12 protein-coding genes are annotated in these 11,449 nt (G+C 58.2%); 7 read left to right on the forward strand and 5 right to left on the reverse strand.

All coding sequences use genetic code 11. The features are described from left to right. The first annotated feature begins 11 nt into the window (after positions 1–11). Positions 12–1,046: an esterase-like activity of phytase family protein gene (locus AC0J4F_RS06980; RefSeq protein ID WP_133952371.1), complete on the forward strand. Its 1,035-nt coding sequence runs from the start codon at positions 12–14 to the stop codon at positions 1,044–1,046. A 48-nt stretch (positions 1,047–1,094) separates the two neighbouring features. On the opposite strand, the gene AC0J4F_RS06985 is transcribed toward AC0J4F_RS06980, so the two are convergent. Next, complete coding sequence (locus AC0J4F_RS06985; RefSeq protein ID WP_133952369.1) at positions 1,095–1,781, reverse strand: queuosine precursor transporter; 687 nt, start codon at positions 1,779–1,781, stop codon at positions 1,095–1,097. A gap of 17 nt (positions 1,782–1,798) precedes the next feature. After that, positions 1,799–2,095: a 50S ribosomal protein L28 gene (gene rpmB, locus AC0J4F_RS06990; protein WP_055671930.1), complete on the reverse strand. Its 297-nt coding sequence runs from the start codon at positions 2,093–2,095 to the stop codon at positions 1,799–1,801. 263 nt (positions 2,096–2,358) lie between these two features. Between rpmB and AC0J4F_RS06995 the strand changes: the two genes are divergently transcribed. From AC0J4F_RS06995 to AC0J4F_RS07005, 3 genes are all read left to right on the forward strand, one after another. Further along, the gene (locus tag AC0J4F_RS06995) at positions 2,359–3,267 is read left to right on the forward strand and encodes a DUF3108 domain-containing protein (RefSeq protein WP_209002571.1); all 909 of its coding nucleotides are present in this window, start codon (positions 2,359–2,361) and stop codon (positions 3,265–3,267) included. 235 nt (positions 3,268–3,502) lie between these two features. Next, positions 3,503–4,462 carry an acetyl-CoA carboxylase carboxyltransferase subunit alpha gene (locus tag AC0J4F_RS07000; RefSeq protein ID WP_133952638.1) on the forward strand — a complete coding sequence of 320 codons (960 nt, stop codon included), beginning with the start codon at positions 3,503–3,505 and terminating at the stop codon, positions 4,460–4,462. Positions 4,463–4,736: 274 nt separating this feature from the next. Beyond that, entirely contained in the window at positions 4,737–5,969 is a 1,233-nt protein-coding gene (locus tag AC0J4F_RS07005; RefSeq protein WP_473025808.1) for a L,D-transpeptidase family protein, read from the forward strand. Between the two features lie 9 nt (positions 5,970–5,978). On the opposite strand, the gene AC0J4F_RS07010 is transcribed toward AC0J4F_RS07005, so the two are convergent. From AC0J4F_RS07010 to AC0J4F_RS07020, 3 genes are all read right to left on the reverse strand, one after another. Continuing rightward, the gene (locus AC0J4F_RS07010; RefSeq protein ID WP_473025809.1) at positions 5,979–6,584 is read right to left on the reverse strand and encodes an HD domain-containing protein; all 606 of its coding nucleotides are present in this window, start codon (positions 6,582–6,584) and stop codon (positions 5,979–5,981) included. A gap of 65 nt (positions 6,585–6,649) precedes the next feature. After that, entirely contained in the window at positions 6,650–7,702 is a 1,053-nt protein-coding gene (locus AC0J4F_RS07015; RefSeq protein ID WP_133952365.1) for a MaoC family dehydratase, read from the reverse strand. Positions 7,703–7,806: 104 nt separating this feature from the next. Next, positions 7,807–8,796, reverse strand: coding sequence for an AraC family transcriptional regulator (locus AC0J4F_RS07020; RefSeq protein ID WP_473025810.1), 990 nt, complete (start codon positions 8,794–8,796; stop codon positions 7,807–7,809). Between the two features lie 140 nt (positions 8,797–8,936). On the opposite strand from AC0J4F_RS07020, the gene AC0J4F_RS07025 reads away from it, so the two are divergent. From AC0J4F_RS07025 to AC0J4F_RS07035, 3 genes are all read left to right on the forward strand, one after another. Next, positions 8,937–9,764, forward strand: a complete 828-nt coding sequence (locus AC0J4F_RS07025) for an NAD(P)H-binding protein (protein WP_473025811.1) — start codon at positions 8,937–8,939, stop codon at positions 9,762–9,764. 24 nt (positions 9,765–9,788) lie between these two features. Continuing rightward, positions 9,789–10,214, forward strand: coding sequence for a DUF4345 domain-containing protein (locus tag AC0J4F_RS07030; RefSeq protein ID WP_422020724.1), 426 nt, complete (start codon positions 9,789–9,791; stop codon positions 10,212–10,214). 675 nt (positions 10,215–10,889) lie between these two features. Next, on the forward strand, positions 10,890–11,183 hold the full coding sequence (locus AC0J4F_RS07035) for a GIY-YIG nuclease family protein (protein ID WP_473025812.1): 294 nt from the start codon (positions 10,890–10,892) through the stop codon (positions 11,181–11,183). Positions 11,184–11,449: the final 266 nt, after the last annotated feature.

The following is an 11,449-nucleotide window of genomic DNA, read 5'->3' on the forward strand; positions in this document are numbered from 1 at the left end:
GGGATGAGGGCATGAGCGCTTTCTTCTCCAGGATTATCGGAACCGCTGGAGCCGGACTGGCTGCAGCGGTTCTGTCGTTTTCTGCGCCCGTATCGGCCGAAGGTCTCCTGGATGAGGCAAAACAGGTTCGGGTGAAGACACGGCCGATTGAGACCTTCCATATAGGTCATTCCAACACCGAGTTCGGGAAGCTGACGTTTCTAGGCGGATTTGAGATCTTGGCGTCCGATCGCAAGACCGGCGGATTGTCCGGGGTGATCAGTCTTGATGACGGCAATCGCTTGCTTGCAGTGACCGACAATGGCCACTGGGTTGCCGCGACGGTCGAGCAAACGGACGAAGGTGCTCCAACCGGGCTGTCGGATCTGCGCTACGCGGTCCTGTTGGGTGCGGATGGAAAGTCACTCAGAGCCCGCTGGGGACATGACACCGAGGCGCTGACCGTCAATGCCACTGGCCTTTACGTGTCCGCAGAGCGCAATCACGCAGTGTATCACTATGAGTGGCCGCTCCTAACCGGGGATGAAAGAATGCTTGGTCAGTTGGCCTTGCCGAAGGCGCTGGACAGATTGCCGGGCAACACGGGCATAGAAGCGTTGGCCGCAGGACCGGAAGGTGGTGATCTTGATAGCAAGCTGATTGCGATCAGCGAAACAACACCCAGCGATGAGCACGATTTCCTCGGGTTTGTCCTTGGTCCGGACGGTGCTGAAGAGTTTTCAATTAAACGCCATGACCGCTTTGATGTGACAGATGCTGCGTTCTTGCCCAATGGAGACCTTCTCCTGATGGAGCGGCGCTTCAACATGAAAGACCTGATTGGCCTCAGGTTGCGGCGGCTTATAGGCAGCGATCTCAAGGCCGGGGCTGTCTTGGACGGGGAAATCCTTCTGGAGGCGGACTTCAATTACCAGATCGATAACATGGAAGCCCTGGCCGTTCACCAGAATACAGCCGGTGAAACCATCCTGACACTTTTGTCCGACAACAACCGCTCGCTGCTGCAACGCACGCTGCTTTTGCGCTTCCGTTTGAATGAACAATAAAAAAGGCGCCGCAATGGGCGCCTTATGAAATTTTTGTTGAGGGTTGCCTCAGGCGGCTGATCCGTTTGGCTGCGGCTGGACCATGTTCAGCACGATCCGGTACGGTGCAAGCAGCGCGACAGCGACCAGTATTTTCACCATGAAGTCACCAACGGCCAGCGAAGCCCACAGCGGAACCTGGAAGGCATCGGCAATCCCGAGGAACGGAACCGGGAACGCAAGTGAGCCGTCTTCCATGCCAAAGCTGACATCGATGAAGGCGAAGGCCGCAGCAAAGGCAATCCCGAAGAACAGCAGGGTGTCGATCATGGAGCCGATCAGTGACGAAGCGATCGGTGCTTTCCACCAGGTCAAGCGGCGGAGTCGATCGAAAATCGTCACGTCGAGCAGTTGGGCAACAAGAAACGCTGTTCCAGAGGCGACGAGGATCCGGGGGGTCGTGAAGGCTTCATCAAACGTCCAGAAAATCATCGGGACAACAATCGCAATCACAAAACCGGTGAGAACGACTTTCCGGGCTGCGGACGGGCCGAAGCGCCGGTTCGTCAGGTCGGTGACCAGAAACGCGATCGGATAGGTGAAGGCGCCCCAGGTCAAGAGGTCCGCTAGATTAACTCCGGCCAGCGTGTGCTCGACCGGGAACTGGACCAGAAAATTCGAGGCCACAACGACAATCGCCATCGCGAAGACCGCGATGGCGAGATCGGCCACGGAGAAACTCCGGGTTTTTTCCATTTTTGACCCCTTAAGGGTTAAGCAGCAGCAGCTTCTTCCTGCTTACGCTTGATGCTGACTTTGATCTTGCGTGCGTTGTCGGAAAGCTCAGCGTCAGAAGCTTTCATCAGGTACGCGTCAAGGCCGCCACGGTGCTCAACAGAACGCAGAGCGTGGGCGCTGACTTTCAGCTTGAATGTTTCGCCGAGCGTGTCGCTCATCAGGGACACGTTGCACAGGTTCGGCAGGAACCGGCGACGGGATTTGTTGTTTGCGTGAGAGACGTTGTTGCCTGTCATCACGTCTTTGCCAGAGAGTTCGCAACGGCGAGCCATCATATCACCTTTTGTTTTTGTGGCTGGGCCGTTACAGGAACCCAGCAAGACCAACCGGAAGCGGCGCGGACCTGAGGTCCGGCGACATCGTCTCCGGCAATTCTCGGAAAAAAGTTGCCCCGCTATAAAGGGAGTGTGCGCGAACGTCAAGACATCTGCGCGCCTTTGATGCGATTCCTTACTTTTATTCCGCATTCGGCAATGTGTTAACCAGTGAGTTACCAAGATTTAGAAGAATTGACACGGTTCGCAAGGGTGATTTCATGCTATTGTTGACCTTGCGGAACATCCTTGGCGCGGGGGCGCGAACGCCGCCGGCAGTGCGGCGCGGAGGTTTTGAAGTGATTGGTATAAAGTCAATTGGACGGATGGCAGTTCTGCCGTTTCTGGCAGGAGCTCTCCTGATTACTCCGGCGCACGCTAAGAAGAGCACCGTCGGGGGTGTCTATTCCATATCGATTGCCGGGTTCAAGGTTGCTCGAGGGACGCTCTCTCTGGTGATGCAAGGCAACGCCTATTCGGCAAAGGTCGCGATGGCGCCGGCTGGGATCGGAACACTCTTTTCGACCGGAAAGGGCGGCGCTGAGGCATCCGGCTGGCTTGTCGGTTCCAAGGTGGTTCCGTCCAAGTACCGCATGGCATCACATGCGGCCAATCTGGATTTCTATGTCAACCTGAACCAGGGGTCGGGCAACATCCGGTCCATGGAGGTCACACCGAAATTCAAGCCGAATGCGGAACGCATCAAAGTGACAAACCGCCATCGGCGTAACGCGATGGATCCCCTAAGCGCTGCGTTGATGCCGGTCCGGCGGGCAAAGGACAGCCTCGGTCCGAAAGCCTGTTCGCGCAAATTGCCGATTTTTGACGGTTGGACCCGGTTCGACATCAAGCTGTCCTACCAGGGCACCAAGGAAGTTTCCGGCCGCGGTTATGACGGTTTGGTCGTGGTTTGCAAAGCCAAATGGGTTCCGGTTGCAGGTCACCGTCCATCCAAAGAGTCGGTGAAATACATGGCAAAGGCGCCCATGGAGATTTGGCTGGCGCCGATGGGCCGGGACAATGTTCTGGTGCCATACCGGATTTCGATAGCAACGAAGAATGGTCGATTGCTGGTTGAGGCTTCAAAACTCAACATTGATGGCAATGGCAGTGACCGGGCCGCACGATAGCTTCATTTCCGGGATCCAACCTCCTGCGTCCGATGGTCTTCTATTGAATGCCAAGTCAGTCTGTTGCAGAAGTTGATCAGGCTGGCGGGATCTGAGTTGCCGGGAAAGCTTGCACCACTTCCCGTCTCTTGATACAGCCCTCATAACCATGCCGGTGGGACACCTGTGCTGCCGGCTCTTGATTTTCGGCCCCGTAAAAAGCCGCGGGTCCAACATGTTTCAGGTTAGCGAGTACATGCACAGCTATTTGGAATTCGAAAAGCCCGTCGCCGACATCGAAGGCAAGATCCAGGAATTGCGGGCATTGGCCGCAGAAGATGGTGAAGCTGTTCATGTTGAAAGCGAGATCGACCGGCTGAAAACGAAGTCCGCGCAGACGCTGAAAGACATCTACGCGAAGCTGACACCCTGGCAGAAAACACTCGTGGCCCGTCATCCGGACCGGCCGCATGCGATTGAATACATCACCGGACTGATCGAGGATTTTACGCCGCTCGCAGGTGATCGGAATTTCGCTGAAGACCATGCGCTTGTGGCCGGTATCGGCCGGTTTCGTGGCCAGTCCGTTGCCGTGCTTGGCCAGGAAAAAGGGCACGATACTGAAACCCGGCTGAAACACAACTTCGGCATGGTTCGCCCGGAAGGCTACCGCAAGGCTGTGCGCGTCATGGAAATGGCTGAGCGTTTCGGTTTGCCGCTAATTTCTTTCGTGGACACATCCGGTGCTTATCCAGGCCGCGGTGCCGAAGAGCGTGGTCAATCCGAGGCTATCGCCCGGTCGACGGATGCCGGCCTTGGGCTTGGAACGCCGTCTGTCGCCGTGGTGATCGGTGAGGGCGGCTCAGGTGGCGCGATCGCAGTTGCCACGGCCAACAAGGTCTTGATGATGGAACATGCCATCTATTCGGTGATTTCGCCGGAAGGGGCGGCATCCATCTTGTGGCGCGACAGCGCAAAGGCTCAGGACGCAGCAACAGCTCTCAAGATCACAGCTCAGGATTTGAAACAGCTGGGTGTCATCGACAGCATTGTCGATGAACCGGTCGGCGGCGCGCATCGTGCTCGCGAGATTGTCATCGACACCGCCGGATCGGCGATCGAGGAAGAGTTGAAGCAACTGGCCGGGCTGAGCGCCGATCAGCTGCGCAAGCAGCGGCGGGAGAAGTTCATCGCTATTGGCCGGACGCTCTCCTGATCCGTCTTTTCTGACGAGATTTTGATGAAAGGCCGCCACTTGGCGGCTTTTCGCCATTGTGTGGCCAGATTCTGCCGTCACTGAGGCAGAACTGCGAAAAGAGCCAGCGGGATAGCTGTGTTTATCACCGGATTGTGGTTCGCTGCCTTTCTGCAGATACAGTAACGTATCATCAACCATCCTTGCCTAGCTTGGTCTTTGGGGGCGAGATGGGAGTTTTGGCCAGCCGATACGCAAACGGTTGAACAAGATCCGATCAGTTTGGGACAGGTACATGATCTTCGGGCGTTTCTCGTCTTCAGCGGAAAACCGGCAGGCGGACCATCAACGCATGCATAAACGTGCGTACACCCGCGTTGCGGCCGTACTTTTGGCCGGCGTGTTGGTCGGATGCCAGGCCGACGACTTCGCTTCTGGTCCCAACAAGCACAAAGCTCCTGTGAGCGCGTCCATCAAGCGCAAGATGGCCGACCTCAACATGCCGTCCACGTCACCGATCATGATCCGGATTTTCAAGGAAGAATCCGAACTGGAGGTCTGGAAGCAGACGCGGACGGGCAAATTCAAGCTCCTGGAAGAGTTCGAGATCTGCAAGTGGTCCGGCAAACTTGGACCGAAATTCAAGGAAGGCGACCGTCAGGCCCCGGAAGGCTTTTACGAGGTGACGCCGGCCTTGATGAACCCGAACTCCAGTTACCATCTGGCGTTCAACCTTGGGTTTCCAAACCGGTATGACCAAGCCCATGGGAGAACCGGCTCGCATCTGATGGTTCACGGCGCGTGTTCTTCGCGCGGCTGTTACGCCATGACCGATGAACAGGTGCAGGATATCTACGCGCTGGCCCGCGACAGCTTCAAGGGCGGGGCACGGTCTTTCCAGGTACAGGCGTTCCCGTTCCGGATGACGCCAGAAAACCTGGCAAAGCATCACGACAGTGAGCACTTGGCATTCTGGAAGATGCTTAAGACCGGATATGATCATTTCGAAGTAACCAACACGCCTCCGGCAATCTCTGTCTGCGAAAAGAAATACGTCTTCGACGCAACACCGTTGGTCGATGGGGTGCCGTTCCGTGCCAGTGCAAAATGTCCGGCTTATGAAGTTAGCCCGCGTATTGCCATGGCGGTTGCGGCCAAGCAGAACCGCGACAGCGAAAAGTTTGAGACCATCGTGGCCCGGCTTGATGCCCGCGAAGAGCGCAAGCAGCGGTGGGAAGACCGGCAAAGCCAGATTGCCGAAGTCCTGAGCTTCGGTGACGAGGGTACAGAAGAGCCTGTCGCCGCCGCATCAGAAGCTGCACCGGCAGAGACGCCACCAACGGCCGTCGCAAACGCCGAGTCTCCGGCGGAAAATCAACCGGTGGAAGCCGCCTTTGCGGCCAACAATGAAAGCCGGACGAACTCCACAGCCAACTTCTTCAAGCGCTGGGTGCCCTTCGGACCCAAGGCTGCAGAAGCTGGTGTTGGTCCGATCGCGACCGATGTGGTGCCGGCTCAAAAACCTTAAAATCCGCTTCTATCTAATGACCTTGGGCAGCCCGGTAGAAACACCCTCTCGGATGACGGCAGGATCATAGGCCTTGCGGTCAAAGACCTCGCGCACCATCGGCTCGAAAGTCTCCAGCGGTTCGCTATTGTAGCCCGGATCGAAGGACGCCTGATCCCAACGCTCGCAGAAATCCGCGCACGCCTGAAAATGCGGGTGATCCTTGAACTGGTCGCGGGCGTTTTCATCCCAGTTGTAATGCTTTGCGTAATAAAGCATCTGGAAGATGCCATGATGTTCGACCACCCAGGCAACCTCGTCGCGCACGAACGGGCGGATAACTTCGGCAGAAAACCGGTCGTGGTTCTGCGGTGCCAAGCCATCACCGATGTCATGCAAGAGCGCGCCGACCACCCAGTCGATGTCGGCGCCTTCCCGGAGCGCACGGGTTGCCGATTGCAGGCCATGCTCCATCCGGGTGATCTTGTAACCGGTCATGGTGTCCTCGCCCTGCCGTTTTAGCTCTGCGAGGATCCGCTCTGCGGTCGCAGCATGAAACGGCTTTTCGGCCTCCGCCAGAAGATCGTAATCCTCCTTGGTGCCGTCCTTCATCTGTGTGAAAGAGACCGTTTTCATCAGCTCGCCTCCAGTTGGTTTTCGAACCGGAACGCTCGCCGATTTGGTTTGGAAAGTCTATCCCGTTATTTCGGCATCAACGCCCAGTAATCGAAATCGAGAATGACCCCGTCTTCGTATTTGCCGTCGGCATCCTTCAGCGGGTAATCGGCGCAGGCGCGGTTTTTCGTGGCGACGAGCCGCAGCCGTAGGGCGGCAACGTCCGACCGGCCATCGATCTCTGCCTTTTCCAAAACTTCCGACCAGGCATAAACGGTGTCGCCGGCAAAGAGCGGGGCCACATGCCGGCCGCCATTGATTCCGGCAACATGGAAGGCATTGGCAAGGCCATTGAAGGACAGCGCCCGGGCCAGCGAAATCACATGGCCGCCATAGATCAGGCGTTTGCCGAAGCGGCTTTCTGCTTCCGTGTGCAGGTTGAAATGCACCTTGGCCGTGTTCTGATAAAGCCGGGTCGCCATCTGATGTTCGGCCTCTTCCACGGTCATGCCGTCGACATGGTCGATTTTTTCGCCGACTTCGTAGTCGGCCCAGCGGAAGGGCGAGCCGGAGAGGTCATTTTCCCAGTGTACGGTATCAAGCAGCGGCACGGCGTTGCCGAGGGCCTGCGGGTCGATGGCGGCGGGCAGATCCGGCACAACAGCATCGGGCGGCGGGCTGGTCACATCGCGCTTCTTCACCATGACCCAACGCACATAATCAAGCACTTCCGTGCCGTCGTCCGAATAGCCGGTGGAGCGCACGTAAACGACGCCGGTCTTGCCGTTGGAGTTTTCCTTCTTGCCGATGACTTCGGAGACGGTGGACAGCGTGTCACCCGGGTAAACCGGCGCAAGAAACCGGCCACCGGCATAGCCGAGATTGGCAACGGCATTTAGCGAGATGTCGGGAACGGTCTTGCCGAAGACCACGTGAAACGTCAGGAGATCGTCCACCGGAGCGTGGGCATAGCCGAGCGCGCGGGCGAAAGCATCGGAGGACTGGACCGCGAAACGAGAGCCGTAAAGCGCAGTGTACAGCGCCTGGTCGCCGGATGTGATCGTGCGCGGCGTGGCGTGTTTGATCACCTGACCGATTTGAAAGTCCTCGAAAAAATTACCCGCGTTCGTCTTGCTCACCCGTGCCTCCCTTAAGATTTGCGTTGGCCGGATTAAACCTGTTTGCGCCGCACAAGAAAAGGCCCCCAAAAGGCGAAAGGGCGCCGACTATCAGCGACTGCCCGTCAACTGTTGGCGGCATGAGTTTTCCGGACCTGTCCCGGGGGCATGTGAAACACCCGTTTGAAGGCGCGGTTAAAGGCTGGTTCCGACTGGTAGCCGAGACTGGCCGATATGGCGGTGATGGGCTGGCTCGTCTCCAGGAGCCGTGCACGGGCAAGATGCATCCGCCAGACGGTCAGGTATTCGATTGCCGGCATCCCAACGAGTTCGGTGAAGCGGGCAGAGAACGCTGAGCGCGACATGCCGGCAACGTCGGCCAGCGTTTCCAGCGTCCAGCTGTCGGCCGGAGCGCGGTGGATTGCCAGCACGGCCCGGCCGATTTGCGGATCGCGGGCGGCTTTCAGCCAGCCTCTGTTGGCTTCCGGTGCCGTGTTGATCCAGCGGCGGATCGCCTCGATCACCACAACATCGGCAAGCCGCGTGATGACGGTTTCGCCGCCCGGTCTCAGCTCCCGCGCTTCTCTTGCGATGAATTGCAGCGTGCCCTGCAACCAGCTGCCGGCATCTTCGGTCCAGGTGTCGATCTTCAAGACTTCAGGCAAGAGCTGCATCAACAGCCCGCTTGCAGCATGATCAAGGCGGACGATGCCGTACATGATGCTGGTTTCCTCACCGCCGCCGCCAAACTCTAGTGTTTCATAGAGCTCAGTGACCTTCCGGATTGGCAATTCATCAAGTGTCAGAAGAGGGGTATCCAAATCGCTTCGGAAGTTAAGCTTCTGCCCCTTGGTCATCAGCACCAGGTTGCCCTTTTCAACCTGAAACGGGTCAGTGCCGCCGACCGTCATCCAGCAGCGCCCGCCGATGATCACGGCGAAACTCATCACATTGTCAAAACCCGGGATTGCAACGCCCCAGGGGGCGGTAAGCCGGGATTGGCAATAAAATGTGCCGGTGAGTTTTAGAAGGTGCAGGATTTCACCAAGAGGGTCGCCAAGCGGCTGGGCAATGGCATTCGGGTTCGGAACATGTGGGGTTGCGGTCATCATCATGGGCAAGACTGTGCCACGAAGTTTTCTGTTCGTCCACTTTCTGCGGACGATCGGATAAGAAATGAAGACGTTCGAGAATTGTTCGTCTCTTCGAAATCCATATCTTTGGGTCATCGCAACAGTTGATCCGGAGAGGACCCATGCAAGACAAGACCATTCTCGTAATCGGCGCGACCGGCAAGACCGGCTCCCGCATCGCCAAATCGCTTGAAGACAAAGGCATTTCCGTTCGCCGCGGATCGCGTAGCGCGCAGGTGCCATTTGATTGGGAGCAGCCGCAAACCTGGGGTCCGGCGCTTCAGGGGATCTCGGCTGCTTATGTGTCTTACTTTCCTGACATTGCCGTGCCCGGCGCTGTGGAGCAGGTCGAGGCTTTCGCCAAGGTGGCCAAGGAGGCCGGTGTTGAAAAACTGGTGCTTTTGACCGGCCGCGGCGAGCATCACGCGGAACGCGCCGAAGAAGTTGTCCGCACGTCCGGACTTGCCTTCACCATCGTCCGTGCGGCCTGGTTTGCGCAGAATTACTCCGAAGGCGCATTGTTTGAGCCCGTTATGGCCGGTGTGCTGCCGATGCCGGGCGGCGATATCCGCGAACCGATCGTCGATGTCGATGACATTGCAGCGGTGGCGGTCGCCGCGCTGACCGAGGACGGGCATGACGGCGAACTCTACGTGGTCACTGGCCCTCGCCTTTTGAGCTTTGCCGATATGGCGCAGGAACTTTCTACTGCGATCGGACGCCCTGTTCAGCATCTGCCGATCTCCTTCGAAGAGTTCCATGCAGAAGTTGCCCGCTCCAGCGGCGAGATGATCGCCGGTGTCATTACCGAGATTGCCCGCGAAACACTGGATGGCCGCAACGCCCATCTTGCCGATGGGGTGCAGCGCGCTCTTGGCCGCCCGCCGAAAGAGTTTGCGGACTATGCCCGGGATGCCGCGCGCTCCGGTGCCTGGTCGGCAGCTGCCTGACGTGTGTGAAGAAGGAGATCCATCATGCATATCCCGTGGTTTGACAGAGCAATCCTTGGCGTAGCCGGTGTCACGGCGCTCGGCATCGGCCTTGCCATCACCGCCGTACCGGCAGGTTTTTACGCTGCCTATGACATCGTCCTTGGCAGCAATCCGAGCCTTTTGAATGAACTGCGCGCCCCGGGTGCCAACCTTGCAGCGCTTGGGGGTCTCATTCTGGCCGGAGCGTTCCTGTCTGGTGTGAGCCGACTTTCCGCAGCGCTCGGTGCCACCGTATTTCTCGCCTATGCGCTTGGCCGGTTTGTCAGCATGGGTCTGGACGGCGCACCGCACAGCGGACTGGTAACGGCGCTGGTGGTTGAGCTGGTGGTTGGCGGGCTTTGCCTCTTGAGTTTCGTGCGGCAGACCAATGCGGTGCGTTTTTCAACGCTCAAGCAAAGGGCCGCCTGACCGGGAACTTATCCCGCGGGTTGATCCCGGCTCGGAGGCCGGGACGGCACAAACAGACACGGGCAAACAGACACGGCGCAAACAGACTGCGCTAGAACCAAAAGCGCCGCGAGGATCTCCTCCGGCGTTTTTGCTGTTTCGCCGCCCGTTTGAGACAGGAGTGGCGGGGCGCGCCAGGCTTTGCCTTGCGCTACTTGTTTAAATTGTTTCTTCGGCAAAAGCTGTCACGCCCCGCCCGGGCTGTTTCTCATGGCAATGGTGGATCCGCCTCACGAACAGACGCTTGGGTGTTGCCACCCCCGCACCGCGCCCTCCGCAGCCGCACCGCTCCACCCGGGTCTACGGTCCCCGGGATCATTAACCACCGGACCTGCCAGGAAAGAACCGTTACCTCTTTCCCCCAGCCCCGCCCGGCCTGTTCCTTCCCAAGGGACGGTCCCCCGGAAAGCCCGTTGAACAGGCACGGGAGAAGTATACGGGCAGGGGTCAGGGGCGTGGATAATATTTTTACCGTGCTTTATCGGCATTGCCGTCCCGGACTTGATCCGGAATCTGTTTGTCCGGTTTGGGTCCCGGCTCGGAGGCCGGGACGGCGCGGAGAAGGAACAGTCTTTTTCGACACTCCGCCGTCATCCCATGGCTTGACCATGGGATCCATACCGTTTCCTATAGCACATGCAGAAGCGCTATTGGGTCTACATCCTGACAACGCGCAAGGGCGGCACGCTTTACACCGGTGTGACGAACGATCTGTGCAGACGGCTCCATGAACATACTTCGGGCATCGGGGGGCGATTCACCGCCCGCTATGCACTCAAACGGCTGGTCTGGTATGAGGAGCATGCGACCGCCCTTGAGGCAATCACCCGGGAAAAGGCCATAAAACGCTGGCCTAGAGCGTGGAAAGCCAATCTGATCGAGGCTATGAACCCGGACTGGTTTGATCTCGGCCGGCACTTGAATTTGTGAGGTTTATTTCCTGCCTGCAAGGACTTTACCACAGGGAGATGTCACGGAGTGGATCCCATGGTCAGGCCATGGGATGACCGGGTGCGGGGAATGGCGTTTGCCAAGCCCGCTGCGGTTGTTCTGGAGTTGATCCAGGGATTCTCGCTCCGAGAACGCCGCGGAAAAGGTACAGCCGCACCAGACCCATCGGTTGTCATCCCCGCCTAGTGCGGGGATCCATTGGCTCCGGAGTTATCCGGAAGGGGCGTAGACGGAGGGGAGCCCAT

It is taken from the genome of Roseibium sp. R5, assembly GCF_055755305.1.

Bases quoted from the DNA above. Each gene is read 5' to 3' on its own strand.
- rpmB (WP_055671930.1), bottom strand. From the start codon at position 2,095: ATGGCTCGCCGTTGCGAACTCTCTGGCAAAGACGTGATGACAGGCAAC.
- AC0J4F_RS07010 (WP_473025809.1), bottom strand. From the start codon at position 6,584: ATGAAAACGGTCTCTTTCACACAGATGAAGGACGGCACCAAGGAGGAT.
- AC0J4F_RS07000 (WP_133952638.1), top strand. From the start codon at position 3,503: ATGCACAGCTATTTGGAATTCGAAAAGCCCGTCGCCGACATCGAAGGC.
- AC0J4F_RS06995 (WP_209002571.1), top strand. From the start codon at position 2,359: ATGCTATTGTTGACCTTGCGGAACATCCTTGGCGCGGGGGCGCGAACG.
- AC0J4F_RS07030 (WP_422020724.1), top strand. From the start codon at position 9,789: ATGCATATCCCGTGGTTTGACAGAGCAATCCTTGGCGTAGCCGGTGTC.
- AC0J4F_RS07020 (WP_473025810.1), bottom strand. From the start codon at position 8,796: ATGATGATGACCGCAACCCCACATGTTCCGAACCCGAATGCCATTGCC.
- AC0J4F_RS06980 (WP_133952371.1), top strand. From the start codon at position 12: ATGAGCGCTTTCTTCTCCAGGATTATCGGAACCGCTGGAGCCGGACTG.
- AC0J4F_RS06985 (WP_133952369.1), bottom strand. From the start codon at position 1,781: ATGGAAAAAACCCGGAGTTTCTCCGTGGCCGATCTCGCCATCGCGGTC.
- AC0J4F_RS07005 (WP_473025808.1), top strand. From the start codon at position 4,737: ATGATCTTCGGGCGTTTCTCGTCTTCAGCGGAAAACCGGCAGGCGGAC.
- AC0J4F_RS07025 (WP_473025811.1), top strand. From the start codon at position 8,937: ATGCAAGACAAGACCATTCTCGTAATCGGCGCGACCGGCAAGACCGGC.
- AC0J4F_RS07035 (WP_473025812.1), top strand. From the start codon at position 10,890: ATGCAGAAGCGCTATTGGGTCTACATCCTGACAACGCGCAAGGGCGGC.